This window comes from Embleya sp. NPDC050493, from assembly GCF_044458105.1.
Classification (GTDB): Bacteria; Actinomycetota; Actinomycetes; order Streptomycetales; family Streptomycetaceae; genus Embleya.
In genome coordinates this window covers 52,415-69,575 of the sequence record NZ_JBITHP010000001.1, presented here as the reverse complement: position 1 = coordinate 69,575, position 17,161 = coordinate 52,415, and the positions used below count along the sequence as shown (strand labels likewise).

10 protein-coding genes are annotated in these 17,161 nt (G+C 72.8%); 7 read left to right on the top strand and 3 right to left on the bottom strand.

Annotated elements, in window-relative coordinates; translation table 11 throughout:
• The first annotated feature begins 272 nt into the window (after window positions 1-272).
• From ACIBM5_RS00255 to ACIBM5_RS00235, 5 genes are read left to right on the top strand one after another with little or no spacing between them, the layout of a single operon-like run.
• The gene (locus ACIBM5_RS00255; protein WP_396004620.1) at window positions 273-1,328 is read left to right on the top strand and encodes a threonine aldolase family protein; all 1,056 of its coding nucleotides are present in this window, start codon (window positions 273-275) and stop codon (window positions 1,326-1,328) included.
• The gene (locus tag ACIBM5_RS00250; RefSeq protein ID WP_396004619.1) at window positions 1,325-2,731 is read left to right on the top strand and encodes a condensation domain-containing protein; all 1,407 of its coding nucleotides are present in this window, start codon (window positions 1,325-1,327) and stop codon (window positions 2,729-2,731) included. Before ACIBM5_RS00255 ends, ACIBM5_RS00250 begins: the two co-directional genes overlap by 4 nt.
• The gene (locus ACIBM5_RS00245) at window positions 2,728-6,012 is read left to right on the top strand and encodes a phosphopantetheine-binding protein (RefSeq protein ID WP_396004618.1); all 3,285 of its coding nucleotides are present in this window, start codon (window positions 2,728-2,730) and stop codon (window positions 6,010-6,012) included. Before ACIBM5_RS00250 ends, ACIBM5_RS00245 begins: the two co-directional genes overlap by 4 nt.
• A gap of 52 nt (window positions 6,013-6,064) precedes the next feature.
• Complete coding sequence (locus ACIBM5_RS00240; protein ID WP_396004617.1) at window positions 6,065-9,124, top strand: amino acid adenylation domain-containing protein; 3,060 nt, start codon at window positions 6,065-6,067, stop codon at window positions 9,122-9,124.
• Window positions 9,121-10,491, top strand: a complete 1,371-nt coding sequence (locus ACIBM5_RS00235) for a condensation domain-containing protein (RefSeq protein WP_396004616.1) — start codon at window positions 9,121-9,123, stop codon at window positions 10,489-10,491. The genes ACIBM5_RS00240 and ACIBM5_RS00235 overlap by 4 nt, the downstream gene beginning before the upstream one ends.
• Window positions 10,492-10,601: 110 nt before the next feature.
• On the opposite strand, the gene ACIBM5_RS00230 is transcribed toward ACIBM5_RS00235, so the two are convergent.
• The 3 genes from ACIBM5_RS00230 to ACIBM5_RS00220 form a co-directional block, all read right to left on the bottom strand.
• Window positions 10,602-11,066: a winged helix-turn-helix domain-containing protein gene (locus tag ACIBM5_RS00230; RefSeq protein ID WP_391581835.1), complete on the bottom strand. Its 465-nt coding sequence runs from the start codon at window positions 11,064-11,066 to the stop codon at window positions 10,602-10,604.
• Between the two features lie 635 nt (window positions 11,067-11,701).
• The gene (locus ACIBM5_RS00225) at window positions 11,702-12,307 is read right to left on the bottom strand and encodes an FAD-dependent monooxygenase (protein ID WP_396004615.1); all 606 of its coding nucleotides are present in this window, start codon (window positions 12,305-12,307) and stop codon (window positions 11,702-11,704) included.
• A gap of 59 nt (window positions 12,308-12,366) precedes the next feature.
• Window positions 12,367-13,767, bottom strand: coding sequence for a M1 family metallopeptidase (locus ACIBM5_RS00220; protein ID WP_396004614.1), 1,401 nt, complete (start codon window positions 13,765-13,767; stop codon window positions 12,367-12,369).
• Between the two features lie 637 nt (window positions 13,768-14,404).
• On the opposite strand from ACIBM5_RS00220, the gene ACIBM5_RS00215 reads away from it, so the two are divergent.
• Entirely contained in the window at window positions 14,405-15,505 is a 1,101-nt protein-coding gene (locus tag ACIBM5_RS00215; protein ID WP_396004613.1) for a saccharopine dehydrogenase family protein, read from the top strand.
• Between the two features lie 453 nt (window positions 15,506-15,958).
• Window positions 15,959-17,080 carry a glycerophosphodiester phosphodiesterase gene (locus ACIBM5_RS00210; RefSeq protein WP_396004612.1) on the top strand — a complete coding sequence of 374 codons (1,122 nt, stop codon included), beginning with the start codon at window positions 15,959-15,961 and terminating at the stop codon, window positions 17,078-17,080.
• Window positions 17,081-17,161: the final 81 nt, after the last annotated feature.

The window sequence follows — 17,161 nt, the reverse complement described above, 5'->3', positions numbered from 1 at the left end:
CCGGTGCGTATCGACTCGGGCGGATCGACTCCGGCGTGAATTCCACCGCGCCCAGAATTACCCATCGGGTCCGGATCCCGGAAGGGGACGGGAAATACTCCGGAAAGGGCCGACGGGTTCCTGAAAGATAATCGACGGCGCGTCGGATTCCGGCGCACGATGCCGGTTCGGGGCGACGCGTGCCCTCGTCCGGCGACGCGTGCCCTCGTGTCCGTCGTGCGATGACGCGCGCGACGGTGTCGACCGCCCCGGGCAACCCGAGGAGGCTTCCGGTGAGCGATTCCGCACTCGTGGATCTGCGCTCGGACACGGTGACCCAGCCGACCGCGCGGATGCGCGAGGCCATGGCCACGGCCCGGGTCGGCGACGACTTCTACGGCGAGGACCCGACCGTACGTGCCCTGGAGGAGCGGGCCGCACGGCTGGTCGGCACCGAGGACGCGCTGTTCGTGATCGGCGGCACGATGGCCAATCTGGCCGCGGTGATGGCGCTGGTCCCGCCCGGCCACGAGGTACTCGCGGAGGCCGACTCCGACCTGGTCCGCTGGGAGTCGCACTCCACCTCCGGCCTCGCCGGAGTACAACTCACACCGATCCGCGGGCACTTGGGCATGTTCGGTGCCGAACACATCGCCGAGTTGCTCGCCCGCGACGACTGGCGGGCCCCGCGCACCGGCCTGGTCTCGGTGGAGAACACGCACAGCGCGAGCGGTGGTTCGGTATGGGACCTGGATCGCCTGGGCGAGGTCTCGGCGGCCTGCCGCGCGGCCGGGGTCCCGCTGCACTGCGACGGCGCCCGGCTGTTCAACGCCTGCCTGGCGGGCGGATATCCGCCCGCCGCCGTCGGAGCACTCTGCGACACGTTGACGTTCTCCCTGTACAAGGGCCTGGGTGCGCCGATGGGTTCGTTGTTGTGCTGCACGGCCGAGGTGCGGGTGCGCGCGGCCGACGTGCGCCGCCGCCTGGGCGCGACGCTGCGGCAGGTCGGCGTCGTGGCCGCGGCCGGCTCGATCGCGCTGGACGGGATCGACGAGCTCGCCGCCGATCACCGGCGTGCGGCCGAACTCGCCCGCGGACTGCGCGAGGTGCTGCCCGAGTGGGCAGCGCCGGACCCGCCGCCCACCAACATCGTCACGATGCCGATCGGCGACCCGGCCGCGCCGTTCGTGGCGGCGCTGGCCGAACACGGCGTACTGGTCACCGAAGTGGTCCCGGGCGTGGTCAGGTTCGTCACCCACCGGGACGTCTCGGACGCGGACGTGGCGCGGGCCGTGCACGCCGCCGCGCGGGCCGCGAGCGCCCTGAGCGCATCGGCGGTGCCCGCATGAGCGCCGCCGACCCGACTCTCCCCCGCCCCCCGGTCGTCCCCGTCCCGGAGCGTCCCGCGCCGCTTTCGACCGCGCAGGCCCGGCTGTGGTTCGTGCACACCAGCAGGCCGCCGACCGCCGAGTACAACCTCCAGGTCGCGCTGTTGTTGCGCGGGAAGCCCGACGTCGACGCGCTCGTCGGCGCGATCCACCGCCTCGTACGCCGCCACGAACCACTGCGCACCGTGGTCGAACCACGGCCCGCCGGGCCGCCGGTACAGCGTGTCCTGGACGAGGGCCCGCCCACCGTGGACCATCGACCGGCCGCGCCCGGCGCGGACGCCATGGAGCGTGCCGTCGCGACGGCGACCGAGGAGCTGCGGCACGTCTTCGACCTGGAACGCGAACCCCCGCTGCGGGTCCGGCTGGCCGGCCTGGGCGACCCGGACGGCGCCGTCGTGCTGGTCCTGACCCTGCATCACCTCGCCTTCGACGGCTGGTCCACCGCGATCCTGCTCCGCGAACTCGCCGAGGACCTGCGCCGGGGCGGCGTTCCGGAACTGCCCGCCCCCGAGGTCTCCTACAGCGACTACGCCTGGTGGGAGCGGCAGACGCTGGACCGCGAACGCGAATCGCTGCTGCGGCACTGGCGCAGCGCGCTGGCGGGCGTGGCGGAGTTGGAACTGCCCACCGACCGGCCGGGACACGGGGTCGGCGGGGCGATGGGCACGGTGCAGCACGAGGTGTCCCCCGCGACCGTGCGGCGCCTGCGCGCGGTGGCCGCACAGGCGGGCGCGAGCTCGTTCGCGGTCGCGCTGGCCGCGTGGTTCGCGGTACTCGGCCGCTACGGCGGTCAGCGCGACTTCGTGGTGGGCACCCCCGTCAGCGGGCGCACGGACCTGGCCCTGGAGCCGCTGATCGGCTGCTTCGTCAACACGCTGTGCCTGCGTTCGGCACTGCGCCCGGACGAGCCCTTCGTCGATCTGGTGCGCCGTACCCATCTGACACTCGCCGACGCGCTGGCCCATCAGGCGTTGCCCTTCGAGGAGTTGGTCCGCGAGCTGCGTCCGGATCGGCGCAACGACCGCAACCCGCTCTTCCGCGCCTTCTGCTCCTCGGTGGACGCCCCGCCTTCCCTTGAACTCGACGGGTTGGACTGCGAGTTCGTGGCACCCGAGTACGAGCTGAGTCGCTTCGACCTGAACGCCACGTTCCTGCTCGGCGGACCCCGGCCGATGGTGCGCCTCGACTACAGCAAGGCCCTGTTCGACGACGCCACCGGCGCGGATCTGGCCGCCCGACTGGGCGTGTTCCTCGACTGGGCGGTGAGCCGGCCCGATCGCGCCGTGCGCGACGTGGCCTGGATGACCCCGGGCGAGCGGCGGCGGATCCTCGACAGCTTGAAGGGGGAAGACCTCGAATGACCGAGCCGGGAAGGTTGTCGGTGCAGGCCCGCCGTCGGGCCCTGCGGTCCGTGCTGCGCCGGATCGACCACGAGGCGCGGGATCGGGAGTTCACCGAGCCGCGCCCCGAGGGCGCCGAGGTGCCGCTCACGCTGGACCAGGAGTGGCTGTACACGGCCGCGTCGGCGGTGCCGGACCTGGCCCGGATGGCGGTCGGGGGCCGTCTGGAGACCGGGCACCGGCTCGACCACGAACGGCTGCGCGCCGCGGTCGAATCCGTCGCGGCGGCAACTCCCGCGCTGGGCCTGCTCGTCGGCGAGCGCGGCGGCGCCCTCGTGCAGACGCCGGGTCGAGGTGCCCGGGTGGATTGGCACGACTCGCCGGACGAGCCCGCGTGGACCGAGCCGTTCGACCCTCGGCACGGTCCGCTGTGCCGCGCGGCGATCACCGCCGGCGAAGGGAACCGGGCGGGCGGGCCGGACACCGTGTTGTCGCTGGCCGTCGCCCGGCATGCCCTCGACCGGACCTCCGTGGGGCTGCTCCTGGCCGCCGTCGCACGTGCCTACGAGGACGGCACGGCGCCGCCGGTGGGCGGATTCGACGTCGCGGACCACGCGTACTGGCATCGTCGTCGGTTCGGCCCGGAGCGCCTGGCCGACCTGCTGCCCAGGGCTGCCGACCGCCTGGGACCGGCGCGACCCTCGCTGCTGCCCTACGACCGACCGCCCGTCGCCGGGCCGCCGTCCGCGGCGGGTGCCGCACTGCGCCGCCCCGCGCCCGCACCCGTCGACCCGCCGGTCGCGCTGGTGGCCGCGGTGGGGGCGGCCCTGCGCCGGTTCGGCGCCTCCTCGCCGCTGCGGTTGGGCCTGGACGATCCCGGTCGGCACACCCCGCAGACCGAGCACCTGGTGGGTCGGCTCGGCACGGCCGGCGTACTGGCGTTGCGGATCGACGGCGGCGTGGACGCGGCCTCGCTCACGGACCGCGCCCGGGAGGCCGTCGCGGCATCCGGGTCGGATCCGTTGCCGATCGCCGCGCTGGCCGACCTGCAACCGCCCACGTGGGGAGCGGAACCGCTGCTCCCGGTGGGCCTGGAGGCCGTGTCCCTGCCGGCACCGCGAGTGGCCGGCGGCCCCGCCCGGATCCGGCTGCTGCCCTCGCCCGTGCCGATGTACGACCTCGAACTGGTGCTGACCGGTGATCCGAGCGGAGCGGCCGAACTGCTCGCCGAATACGATCCCGACCTCTTCGACCGGTCCACGGTCGACGCGCTCACGGCCCTCGTGGCGCACTTCCTGGACTCGGCGGCGAGTACCGATCGGGAGCAGGCACCGGGGGCCGGGACGCAGCCGGCCGCGGGCGTCGCGTCCTCGCCGCGCGCGGGTGCCCTACCACCGCCGCCGGCCCGCGCGGGGGCGTCACCCGCGACGGCGCCGCACGCGGACGCCACACCCGCGACCCCCCGGGATGGCGACTTCGGCAGCGTCGATGCCTTGGCCGGGTGGGCCGCGCGGTCCCCGGACGACGTGGTGATCAGCGCACCGCGCGGCACGATGACGGCAGCGTGCGCCGCGGCGGCCGTGCGCACGATGCGGGAGGCGCTGGCCGAGGCCGGCGTACGGGTCGGGGACGCGGTGGTCCTGCGCGCCGACGACTCCGCCGCCGGCGCCGTCGCGCTGCCCGCCGCGCTCGGCTTCGGGGCGGACGTTCTGGTGCGCTGCGCCGCGGACCCGCCGGCCTGGTCGGAGCGGGTGGCGCACGCGGCCCACGCGCGGTTCGAGTTGTTCCCGGACGGCACGATCACCCCGATCCCGACCGCCGATGATCAGCCGCGCACGGCATCGACCCGACCGCCCGGCGACGCCCCGGGCGCACTCCTGGTCGGCCTGCGGGCGTACCCGTCGCCACGCGTGGTGCGGCTCCCCTCCCCCACGCTGCTGCGCGCCGCGGCCCGGCACGCCGACGCCTCGGGGCTGTCCGCCTCGGACGTATTCGCACCCGACTTCGAGTGGGGCGGCGAGGAAGCGGCGATCTGTGTGCTGGCCGCCGCCTGCTCCGGCGCCGCGCTGCTGCTGCCCACCGGTGGTACGGCCGACGCGCGCTTCGACGCGCTGGCCGAGGCCGGCGCCACGGTGGCCGAACTGCCGTACACGTTCGCCGAGTCCGTCCCGGTGCACCTGTTGGACCTGCGCGCCTCGTATCGGCGGCTCACCGAGCCCGCCGCGCCGGGCGAGCAGGATGCCGGTGCCCCGCGCGGCCGCTGGTGGGCCGCGGCGGCCCCGGACGCCGTGCTGACCGGCCCGGACCCGCGCGGCTCGACCTGCCCGGCGCCCCACCACGTGCTCAACGACGACCTGATGGCCGTGCCCGTCGGCGGTACCGGGACGTTGTGGGCGCCGGTGGAACCCGGCGCGGGCTACCTCGGCGAACCGGCCGCCTGTGCCGCGGACTTCCGGCCCGATCCGGCCGGCACCGGCGGTCGGGTGGTGAACACCGGCGCGCTGGTCCGGGTCGGCGCCGACGGCACGCTGCGCCTGGTCCGACTGCCCGAGGACCGGGTGTGCGCGCGCGGTCGCTCGATCCTGGTCGAGGACCTCGCGGCAGCCCTCACCCGACGGACCGGCCGGCCGGCCGCGGCAGGTGTGCAACCGCTCGACTGGGGCCGGGCCGAGCGTCCGTACGCGGCGATCCGCGCACCCGCCGGGCCGGACCCGACACCGGAGGGCCTGGTCGACCTGCTCCGCCGGGACCTGCCGGCCGTCGCCGTGCCCGAACGTGTACTCGTAGTCGAGGCCGACGACTCCGACGACGCCCACGACGCCGCGGCGGCGATGCCCGCCGGCGCCGACCTCGACCACGCCGCCCGGGCCGCCGCCGAACGCAACGCCCGGTTCGACTCCCGCCCGTACACACCGCCCGAGACCGACACGGAACGCGCCCTGGTGCGCGACGTACTCGTCCCGGTCCTGGGTGTGCCCCGGGTGGGCCGCGACGACAACTTCTTCGGACTCGGCGGCACCTCACTCCAGTTGATTCAGGTGCTGGCCCGGGTGCACGCGACCCACGGTGTGGACGTCGCTCCCGCCGACGTGTTCGCGGCCCCCACGCTGCGCCGGCTCGCCGAGTCGATCGACCGCGTCCGTACCGTCGCGTCCCGCGATCTGCACACCATCGACGAACTGCTCACCACCGTGGAGGACACCCCCGACGACGCCCCGGAGCCCGCGACGCGAGTCCCGTCGGAGCACGCACCGGACGGCATCGCGAAGGCGGATCCGAACGACCCGAATCGACTCTCGTGAGGTCACCGTGGCAGTGGATACCCCCGCAGACGGCCGCTCCGTTCCCGATCGCGTGCCCCTTTCCCCCGCCCGGCAGGACGTGCTCGTCGCCACGGCCCTGGACGACTCGGCGCGCGGACCCGCCCGCCGGGCCCACCTGACCCTGCCCGACGCATCGGCGGCCGACGTACACAAGGCCTGGCTCGAACTCATGGCCCTGCGACCGGGGTTGGCCATCGGCGTCGACTGGTCGCAGGCACAACCCGCGCTCGTGCACACCGGCATCGCGCCGCCGTTCCTGCGGGACGACGACCCGGCGGCGGACGAACGCGCCGCCGACGAGGAGGCCCGAAGCGCAATCCCGACGGAACAGGCCGCCGCACTCGGCCGCCTCGTGTGGTCGGACGCGACCCGCGAGGCCGTGTTGACCTACCACCCGCTGCTGCTGGACGAGTTGGGGGCGCACCTGCTCCTGAGCGACCTGGCGGCCCTGGTCCGCGGCGAACGGCCGGTGGATCGGCCGGACGACCTCGCGCTCCGTCCGGACCCCGCGGAGCAGGCCGAGGCGACCGACTTCTGGCGGCGCTCGCTCGCCGATGTCGACGGCGTCACACCGCTGTTCCCCGATCCCCCCGCCCGGTCCGGCCACGAGCCCGGCACGGTGCGGGTCGCGCTCTCCGCTCCCGTGACCGTCGCGGTCCGCGAGTTGGCCACGTCGGCGCACTCGTGCAAGCTGCGCGTGGTCGCCGCCGCATGGGCGTCCGTGGTGGCCAGGTTCCGCGGCGAACCGCTCGCCGTGATCGGGCTGTCGGTGGACACCCGGCCCGCCGCCCTGCGCGCGTGCCTGAGCCCCTTCGAACGCACCCTGCCCACACCCGTGCGGCTGGACGACTCCCCCGCGGCGGCCTGGATCGCCGAACTGTCCGAGTGGATGGAACAGGCCCGCGCCCACGGGCAACTCCCGGGCGCGGTGTTGCACGAACTCTCCGGTGCGGAACGCGGCCCGGCGCTGTACGACTCGGTGGTCGACGCGCGCGACGACGGGTCCGTGCCGGCGCCGGAACCGGCCGGGCCCGCGCTCGTCGTCGGCGTCGAGGACGACGGTGCGACGCTGACCCTGGTGGCCCGATACGCACCGGAGGTCACCGATGCCGAGCAGGTGGGGCGGCTGCTGCGCGCCACCGCGGCCGTGCTCGCCGGGGCCGCCGCCGCGCCCGACACCCCGATGAGCCGGCTCCCCCTGGTCGACGCGAGCGAGTGGGCGGCGCTGAACGCGCACAACGACACGGCGGTGGAGCATCCGCGCGAGACCTGCCTGCACGGGCACGTCGAGGATCAGGTGGACCGCACACCGGACCGCCCCGCCCTGGTCCACGAGGGCGAATCGATGAGCTACGCCGAGCTGGACCGCGCCGCGAACCGTCTGGCGCACCACCTGATCGACCTCGGTGTGCGACCCGACACGATCGTGGGACTGTGCGCGGAGCCGGGATTCGAGCTCAACATCGCCATCCTGGCGATCCTCAAGGCGGGCGGCGCCTACGCCCCGCTGGACCCCTCGTTCCCGCCGGACCGGCTGGCCTACCTGGCCGAGGACCTGGACTGCCCGGTGGTGCTCGTACAAAGGCACCTCGTCGGGTTGTTGCCTCGGGCACGCAACCCGGTGGTGCTGGACGAGCCGCAGGCGTGGGCGCATCATCCGAGCGATCGACCGCACACCGCGGTGGCTCCGGACAACCTCGCCTACGTGATGTACACCTCCGGCTCCACCGGTCGTCCCAAGGGCGTCCTGGTCCAACACGGCGGCGCGGTCAACTTCGTCTGGTGGATCAGCCGGCTCTACGAACTGAGGCCGGACGAGGCCGCGTTGCAGTGGACCGCGTACAGCTTCGACGCCGCCGTATGGGAACTGTTCTGGCCGCTGTTCGTCGGGGCGCGAGCCGTACTCGCCCCGCCGAGGTTGCACCTGGACCTGAACCGCTTCACCGAGTTGATCCGCACCGAACGCGTCGCCACCCTGCACTTCGTGCCGGCGATGCTGCAGACCTTCCTCACCGCCGAGGACGCCGCCGCGTGCACGTCGCTGCGCTTCGTCTTCGCCAGCGGCGAGCCGATCCCGCCCACGCTCGCCGAGCGCTTCCACGCGACGCTGGACGCGGACCTGATCAACCTGTACGGCGTCACGGAGGTCTCCATCGACACCACCTTCCATGTGGTGCCCCGGGAGCGCGGGTTGCCGTTCGTGCGATCCGGGCGGCCGATGAACAACGAGACGACGTACGTCCTGGACCGGCACCTGGCTCCGGTGCCGTTCGGCGCGCGCGGGGAGGTGTACATCGGCGGCGCGAGCGTCACGCGCGGCTACCACGGGCGTCCGGGCCTGACCGCGGACCGGTTCTTGCCCGACCCGTTCGCGGGCGGCGGGGCCAGGCTGTATCGCACCGGGGATGTGGCGACCCTGCTGCCGGACGGCAACCTGCACTTCCTGGGCCGCAGCGACCATCAGGTGAAGGTGCGCGGCATCCGGATCGAACTGCACGAGGTGGAGGCGGAGATCGCCGCACACCCCGGGGTCCGCGAATGCCTGGTCGTCCCGTGGGGCGACGGCAGCGAACGCAGCCTCGCCGGCTACATCGTGCCGCGTACGGACGACCTGGACGTGACCGAGTTGCGCGCCTTCCTCTCCGCGCGGATGCCCGGCTACATGGTGCCGACCTCGATCTCGCTGCTCTCCGCGTTCCCACTCGGGCACACCGGCAAGATCGACCGCAAGGCGTTGCCCGCGCCGCGGCGCAGCATCGACGAACGCTTGACCGCCGGTGTGGCGCCGCGCACCGACACCGAGCGGGGCGTCGCGCAGATCTGGCAGGAGGTGTTGCGCGTGCCGAGCGTCGGCGTGCTCGACGATTTCTTCGCCGTGGGCGGCAATTCGCTGCTCGCCACCCGGGTGATCGCCGCCGTGCGCAGCCGATTCGGGGTCCGCCTGCCGCTGCGCACATGGCTGGAGTCCAGCGCCGTCGCGGACCTGGCCGCCGCCATCGACCGGTACCGCGAGGGCGAGGAGAGCGTGGCCGCGCTGGTCGCCGAGGTCGCGGATCTGGCCGAGGACGAGGTGCCGGAGCCGGGCCGGTGAGCGCGGACACCGGAGCAGATCTGCGGGCGCGCATGGCGGCGCTGTCGCCGGCCAAGCGCGAACTGCTGACCGCGCGCCTGGCCGAACGCGGGCTCCTGCACCACCTGGACGGCGGCCCCGAGCGGGTCGAGGCGGAGCCGGACCGGGTCACCACGAAGCAGGAGTCGTTGTGGCGGGCCCATCGGGACGGCGACGACGGCGCCTTCCATCACGTCGGCCTGGTGTGCGGCTTTGCACCGGAGCGCCATCCCGAGGACGTGGTCCGGGCCGTACGTCGGGCGATCGAGTCGCACGAGGCGCTGCGCGGCTCCTACGTCCCGGACGGACTCGGCGGTGTGCGGGTGCGCGTCCACGACGCCGACGACGTACCGCTGGAGCGGGTCGTCGCGGCGTCGCCGGATCCGGCGCACGCCTTCCGCGCGGCCGGGCAACTGGCCGTGGCGGACGGGCGATCGCCGTTTCGGCTGGATCGACCGCCGGTGCGTTTGCGGGTGCTGGACGCCCGGCCGGCGGCGGTGTTGCTGACGGTGGTGGCACACGACATCGCGTGTGACCGGTACGGGCTGCGCACGGTCTTGCTGCCGGGGTTGTGCGGGGTGCCGGTACCCGGCCGGTTGCGGCCGCGCGACGTGGCCCACTGGCAACGACGCAGTCTGGTCTCGGGGGTGATCCGCGAGCAACTCGGCCGAAGTACCGCCCGCTTGGCCGGGGCGGCGCCGCTCGACCTGCCCGACTCCGGGGTCCGGGAGGGCGCGCGGATCCCGGTGCGGATCGACGGTGCGACGGGCCGCGGGCTGGACCACCTGGCGCGATCGACCGGATCGAGCCTGTTCGCCGTGCTGTTGGCGGCCTGGGGCTCGGCGGTGGCCGAGTGGCACGACCGCCCGGAGGTTCTGGTGGGGTGTTGCACCTCGGGTCGTCAGCGGCCGGAACTGGGCGCTGTGCTCGCCGATTTGGCCAATACGCTCGTGGTCCGGGTGCCGGGTCGGCCGCAGCCGGCGGGCGCCGCGTCGATCCACCGGACCCGGGACGAGCTGACGGCGGCGCTGGGCGACGGCGACGCGCCCTTCGAGCGCGTCTTCGCCGCCCTGACCGGAGCCGAGGCCGTCCTGGACCAGGACATCCGGGTGCGGCTGACCCTGGACGAGGAGGACGGGACGGCGTCCCTGCCCGGCTGTCTCGGCGTCGAGGACGTGGACTTCGGCTTTGCGAAGACCTCGTTGAGCCTGGAGTTGGCCATCCGGCCGGATCGGGGGCCGACGGGCGTCGTGGCCTATCGACCGTCGGACGTGCCCCGCGCGGCCGCGGCGCGGTTGACCGGGATGTTGCACGCGCGATTGGCTGCGCTGTCCCGGCTCACCGGTTGAGCCGCCGAGCGGGTGCACGTCCTGATGCGCGTCGAGCGGGAGCACGTCCCGATCCGCGGTGTACGGACGGGTGGGTCGTCGGTGCCCGATGCGCGGTCACGGGTCGGGCGTCAGTGCCCGCCGGCGCTCGACCAGACGAGGTCGCCTTCCCGCGGGTCGTGGATGTCGAGGAGATATCCGCGACCCCAGGCGGTACGGATGGACAGGTGCAGGGAGCCGATGCGTCGGCGCAGCCGCAGGATGCGCAGGTCCAGCGCGTTGCGCCGCTGGGCACAGTCGCCCGGCCACACCCGGCGGACCAGGCTTTCCCGGGACACGACCTCCTGGAACGACTCCACCAGGACCCGCATCAGATCCGCCTCGGCCGGAGACAACGACAGTCGGCGTCCGCCGAACCGCAGCACACCCTCACGATCGATGCACGGCAGAGCGCCCGCCTGGGCCCTGGCCGCGAGGGCGGCACGGCGGGCTCCGAAGTCCTCCCGGCTGATCGGTGGCCTGACCCAGTCCTCCAGGACGTTCAGCCCCGTGGGCACCGACACCCCGTGGCCCTCCAGGACCAGCAGGCAGGGCATCCCCCTCGATCTGCACACTGCGCGCTTTTCCGCCTCGGATGGCCATCGTAAAACCTTGACTTCCACATGATCACCATTTCGGAATGCTCATGGAAATTACGGGCTCACACACGGTGAAGTCGGCCCGGCACGTCATTCGCCCACGACTGTCGGCGAACCTTCGCGTATCGACGCACCCGAACTCGGGCACATGTGTATATCGGGCCGGGATTCGTAATCCACGAATACGCCCGCCCGCCGTGCGCCGTCCCTCGCCACGCAAACCCGATATTTGTTGTTTGTCTGCGATGCCATGTCGCTCCGCGCCCATGCCCGGCGATGCGCCGCATCCACCGGGCGGCGACCCCATCCCCGTGACAGGCGGGCAAGACGCACCCACAACAGGGTCCCCACACGGCCGACTCGCAGACTTACCGGCCCGATTCGACGCCGAGACCAACCGTTTTTCCTCGGCTCCGAGACACGAACGCAAACCGGATCCACCGCCGCGCCGTTCACGTCGTACCGTCGACGCCGCGATACCCGTCGACTGTGACACAATCTGTCCCGCTGCCATGATGCTAAACACATTTCGTTCGACGCAACCCTCACCGAGCGCCCGTGGCGGCATTTCCCGAGTGGAATAGCACGGCCGATCACACCGTGTTCGCCGACGCCTCACCGAGCGAAATCCCCGGGTCGACAAACGAGTGGTGGGGGCGTCGGGTCGGGCTCTCGTCGACCCGCACACACGGGCCCGCGTCGGTCGGGCCGGGGACGGCTCGCCGAACCGGCGAAGCCGGGCCGCCCCGAGCGGCTCTCCCGGGTCGGTGGGCCGGTCGACGGCCCAGGTGACCACCCCGTCGGGCCGGACCGGCAGGACCGTGCAAGCCCTGGCCGCCGAACGGCGAGTGCACGTGCGCCGCATCGCCCCCCGGCAGCACCCGGCCCTTGCGGTAGGTGCTCGCCTGCCGGGCGTTGTCGGTGAAGCGGGTCGCGATGTGCACCTTCGCGACCGTCACGTCCACCCCGGACACGGTACCCACGCTCGCCCGCAACTCCCCTGCGGTGAGCGGTGCTTCGGGGTCGCTCGACGGTCCGTCGAAGGCCACGGTGAGGATCCGTCCCGGCATCGGGCCGTGTGCGTGGATGCCGGTCCCGGTCGTGTTCCAGCCGATGCCCAGGCCCCGGTGTCGGTCGTCTCCACCCGCGCCTGGAGGCCGGTGATCCGCCGGCCGTGGGCGGGTCGTGCCGTTGCCCATGTCGTCGTGGTGGCCTCGCCGACCTCACCGTATGTGGTGAGGTCGGCGAGGGGGTCGGGTTACGGGGTCGCCGGCTTGCCCTGGCCGTAGAGCCAGGTGGCGAAGAGGGCGTCGAGGTTCTTGCCGGAGATTCGCTTGCTGAGGGCGATGAACTGGGCGCTGTCGCCGTGGCCGTAGCGGTGCTCGCCGGCCCAGGTCCTGAGGATGGTGAAGAAGTCTCGGTCGCCGACGGTCTGGCGCAGCTTCTCCAGGACCATGGCACCGCGCTCGTAGGGCGGCTTGGCGAAGAGGTGGCCGCCGTCGCCGGGGTCGCCGGCGGGGAAGGCCCACAGCGAGTCGGTGGCCGGCAGTGCGTAGTCGGCGGCGAACTGCTCGGCCGTGCTGAGCCCGCCGTGCTCGGCGGTCCAGAGCCACTCGGCGTACGTGGCGAAGCCCTCGTTCAGCCAGATGTCCTGCCACTTGGTCGGCGAGACCGAGTCGCCGAACCACTGGTGCGCCGTCTCGTGGACCAGTGTTTCGATGCTCGGGGCCCGGTCGTAGATCGGCCGGGTCTGCGTCTCCAGCGCGTAGCCGACGTCCGGCGCGTCCTGGACGATGGAGCCGGCCGCCTCGAACGGGTACCGGCCGAACAGCCCGCTCTCCCACTCGATCACGGCGGGCAGTTGGTCCAGGACCGGCTTGGCCGCCGCGGCCTGGCTCGGCACCACGGCGTTGTAGACGGGCAGGCCGTTCCTGGTCACGTATTGCTCGACCTGGAACTTGCCGATGCTCGCGGTGGCCAGGTAGGCGGCCATCGGCTTGGCCTCGGACCACGAGAAGGTGGTCTTGCCGGCCCGGCTGCGCTGGTCGCACAGTCGACCGTTGGACACCGCGGTCCAGCCGTCGGGAACGGTCACCTTGACGTCGTACGTGGACTTGTCGCTCGGGTGGCTGTTGCTCGGGAACCAGGTCATCGCACCCTGCGGTTCATTGGCCACGAAGACCGAGCCGTCCGGCTGGATGATCCACCCGTCGGGCGAACCGTCGGGGTCGGTCACGTGCTCCGGCACACCCGAGTAGGTGACCACGACATGGAACCTGCGCCCCTTGTCCAGCGCATGCGCCGGCGTGACCGTGAGTTCGGCGCCGTCGCGGCGGAACGCGGCCCGTCTGCCGTCGATCCGCACACTCTCCACGGTCAGTCCGGACAGGTCGAGGTTGAACGAACTCAGCTTGCGCGTCGTCGTGACGGCGAGGTCGGCGGTGCCTTCGAGCCGTCTGGTCTCGGGGGTGTAGTCGAGGTCGAGACCGTAGTGGGCAACGTGGTACCCGCCGTTGCCGGACAGCGGGAAGTACGGGTCGCCCGCGCCGGGGGCACCGGGCGTCGCGGCACCTCCCGAGGTGGCGGCGCCGATCAGCAGGGCGGCGAGCGCGGGGGTCGCGACGAGGGCGAGGACGGGGCGAGCGAACTTCGAAGCCAAGGCGTGGGCCTCCTGTGTCGTGGCTGCATTCCGAGGTGGCGGCGGATCCGCCGGCGCACACGATCAACGCGTCGCCGGGTCCGCGCGCCGAACCCACGCACTCGGCCACTGACACGGCCGCCACGCGACACGACACACGAATCCGACCCGGCGAGGGGTCGGACAGAGGAAGAACGGACGAACGACGGCGAAGAGACGAGGAATCGAAGGGACGAACGGACGAAGGGACGAACGGCGCAGCGGCGAGTCGACAGCGGGGCACGGACGAAGCAACACAAAGCACGCGAACCCCGACCCGCACGCCGGCAATCACTCTACGGTCGAACTCCTGGACGATGAACCAGCTCCGGGCAATCATCCGGGTGACAGTCGCCCTCGAGGCCGCCTCGAACTCGAAGAGCCCGAATCCACCGGGCCCACCGGCGCAGCCGTGTTCGCGCCCGCGCCCGTGTCGCGTCCACCCCCGTGGCCGTGTGCGTGTTCGCGACCGGGTCCATGTCCGTGTCCGCGTCCGAAACTGTACGGGCCATGTCGTTTCAGACGCTGGTGTGGGTCGTGTTGCCAACGGATCATGAACACGTACTCCCTTCCGCTCGGTCGCACCGTCGACCGGGTCCCGGTTCCAGAAAGAGAAACGATGATCGACAACAGCGCCTCGAACCCGCTCGCCGCCGCCGAGACTTCGCCCACGTCCTCGGCTCGCCCGGTGGCCGTCTATGGGGCCTACGGGCACACGGCGCGCTTCGTGGTCGCGGAGTTGCACCGCAGAGGCCGCCCCGTGGTGCTCGTCGGCCGGGACGGGGGAAAGCTCGACGCCTTCGGTGCCGACTACCCGGACGCGCCGCGGTGGGTCGCCGCCGCCGACGACCCCGAGGCGCTGGACCGTGCGTTCGCCGGCGTCGCGGCGGTCGTGAACTGCGCGGGGCCGTTCCTGGAGACCACGCTCCCGGTGGCCGATGCGGCGATCCGCGCGGGTGCGCACTACCTGGACGTGGCCGCCGAACAGGCCGCCACGGTGGCGCTGTTCGACACCCGGTCCGAGCCGGCCGCGGAGCAGGGGCTCGTGCTCGCGCCGTCGATGGCCTTCTACGGCGGGCTGGGCGACCTGCTGGCCACCGTCGCCATGGGCGATTGGCCGAACGCGGACGAGATCACCCTCGCCTTCGCGCTGGACAGTTGGCTGCCGACCGCGGGCACCCGGCTCACCGGTGAGACCAACGCGGGACAGCACATGGTGTTCACCAAGGGGCGGTTGAGCCCGTTCTCCTACTCGACCGAGGTCTCCGACCGGGAGTTCCCGGCACCGTTCGGGAAGCAGCAGATCAACGAATTCTCCTCGGCCGACCAGGTCACCATCCCGCGTCACCTGGACACTCCGGAGGTGCGCGCGGTGATGAACCTCGCGCCGCTGACCGACATCCGCAACCCGGCCACCCCGGCGCCCTCGGCCGCCGACGAGCACGGCCGGTCGGCGCAGACCTACCTGGTCGAGGCGGTCGTCCGGCGCGGCGACCGGGAGCGGCGTGCGGTGGTCGCCGGACGCGACATCTACGCGGTGACCGCACCGATCGTGGTGGAGGCCGTCGAGCGCATCCTCGCCGGGGCGCACACCGCGACCGGCACCGTCGCGGCCGGCCAGGCGTTCGCCGCCGAGAGCTTCCTGCGTGCGCTCACCCCGGAGCACCTGACCCGCTTCGAGATCTTCACCGAACTCCCGACGGCGGCCTCCACCCGCTGACCGGACCACGAACCGGACCGCGCGCACCTTCGGGACGAATCACGAACCGGGCCACGCGCGGTCGCGAACCGGGCCGCAGCGGGCGGTCGGGCCCACCGCGGCCCGGCCGCGCCGAACGTGGCCGGACAAGGCCGGACGGGGACCGAACGGGGGTTGGCCCCCGCCCGGCCGAACCACACGCAACACGCCAACGCGGCACCACGACGACGCAGCACCGCCGACCCGCCGACGCGTCTCCGCCACATCACCGCACCGCCGCCTCACCTCGCCCCGCCTCGCCCCGCCCCCGGTCGCAACACCCCCATCAACACGACGCGCCCCCGGCCGTTTTCCGGAGGTTCATCCATGGGCCACGGGTTCGTCCTGGCGGGGCGTCGTGCGATCCGGGTTGACTCGGCGTGCCCGCACGATGCGTGCTGCCGCGCGGTTTCGCCGCGTCCGGACGAACAGGAGATGGCGTTGCGACGTATCCTTCCCGCGCTCGGCGTGGCCGGCGTACTGCTGGCGACCCTGGTCGCGGTACCCGCTGCCGCGGCCCAGGACGACACATCCCGTACCTCGTCGCGGCCCTCGGCCCACCCGATCGTGATCGGCCACCGGGGTGCCAGCGGATACCGACCCGAACACACCCTGGAGAGCTACCGCCTGGCGATCCGGATGGGCGCCGACTACATCGAGCCCGACCTGGTCTCGACCAGGGACGGCGTGCTGGTCGCCCGGCACGAGAACGAGATCTCCGGCACCACGGACATCGCCGCGCACCCGGAGTTCGCCGCACGCAGGACCACCAAGACCATCGACGGGACCCCGGTCACCGGTTGGTTCACCGAGGACCTCACCCTCGCCGAGCTCAAGACGCTGCGCGCCAAGGAGCGGCTGCCCCAGGTGCGGCCCACGAACACCGCGTTCGACGGCCGGTTCGAGGTACCCACCCTCCAGGAGGTGCTGGACCTGGCCCGGACCGAGGGCCGGCGGCTGAACCGCACGATAGGCGTGTACCCGGAGACCAAGCACCCGACCTACTTCCAGTCGATCGGGCTGCCGCTGGAGGAGCCCCTGGTGCGGACGCTCCAGCACAACCGGCTCTCCGGCCGCAAGGACAAGGTGTTCATCCAGTCCTTCGAGACCACGAACCTGCGCAAGCTGAACCGGATGATCGACGTCAAGCTCGTGCAGCTGCTCGACGCCACCGGCCGACCGTACGACCTCGCGGTGGCGAACGACCCGCGCACGTACCAGGATCTGGTCAAGCCGGAGAACCTGAAGTGGATCGGCACCTACGCGGACGGCATCGGCACCAACAAGAACCTGATCGTCCCGCGTGACGCCGCAGGCAGGTTGCTCGCTCCGACCTCGGTGATCCGGGACGCGCACCGCGCCGGACTGATCGTGCACGCCTGGACGTTCCGCGCGGAGAACCAGTTCCTCCCGCTGGACTTCCGGCTCGGCGCCGACCCGAACGCCCGCGGCGACATCACGTCCGAGTACGAACTCTTCTACGGCCTCGGCCTGGACGGCGTCTTCGCCGACCAGCCCGACACCGCCGTCGCCGCCCGCGCCGGCCTGCCGGCGTAGGTCCGACCCACGACCGACCACCCGCCCGCCGGTCGGCCCGTCGTACCGCCCACCCCGAAGGGCCCCGCCTCGCCCACGCGA

Bases quoted from the DNA above. Each gene is read 5' to 3' on its own strand.
- ACIBM5_RS00250 (WP_396004619.1), top strand. From the start codon at position 1,325: ATGAGCGCCGCCGACCCGACTCTCCCCCGCCCCCCGGTCGTCCCCGTC.
- ACIBM5_RS00245 (WP_396004618.1), top strand. From the start codon at position 2,728: ATGACCGAGCCGGGAAGGTTGTCGGTGCAGGCCCGCCGTCGGGCCCTG.
- ACIBM5_RS00230 (WP_391581835.1), bottom strand. From the start codon at position 11,066: ATGCCCTGCCTGCTGGTCCTGGAGGGCCACGGGGTGTCGGTGCCCACG.
- ACIBM5_RS00225 (WP_396004615.1), bottom strand. From the start codon at position 12,307: ATGGGCAACGGCACGACCCGCCCACGGCCGGCGGATCACCGGCCTCCA.
- ACIBM5_RS00215 (WP_396004613.1), top strand. From the start codon at position 14,405: ATGATCGACAACAGCGCCTCGAACCCGCTCGCCGCCGCCGAGACTTCG.
- ACIBM5_RS00210 (WP_396004612.1), top strand. From the start codon at position 15,959: ATGGCGTTGCGACGTATCCTTCCCGCGCTCGGCGTGGCCGGCGTACTG.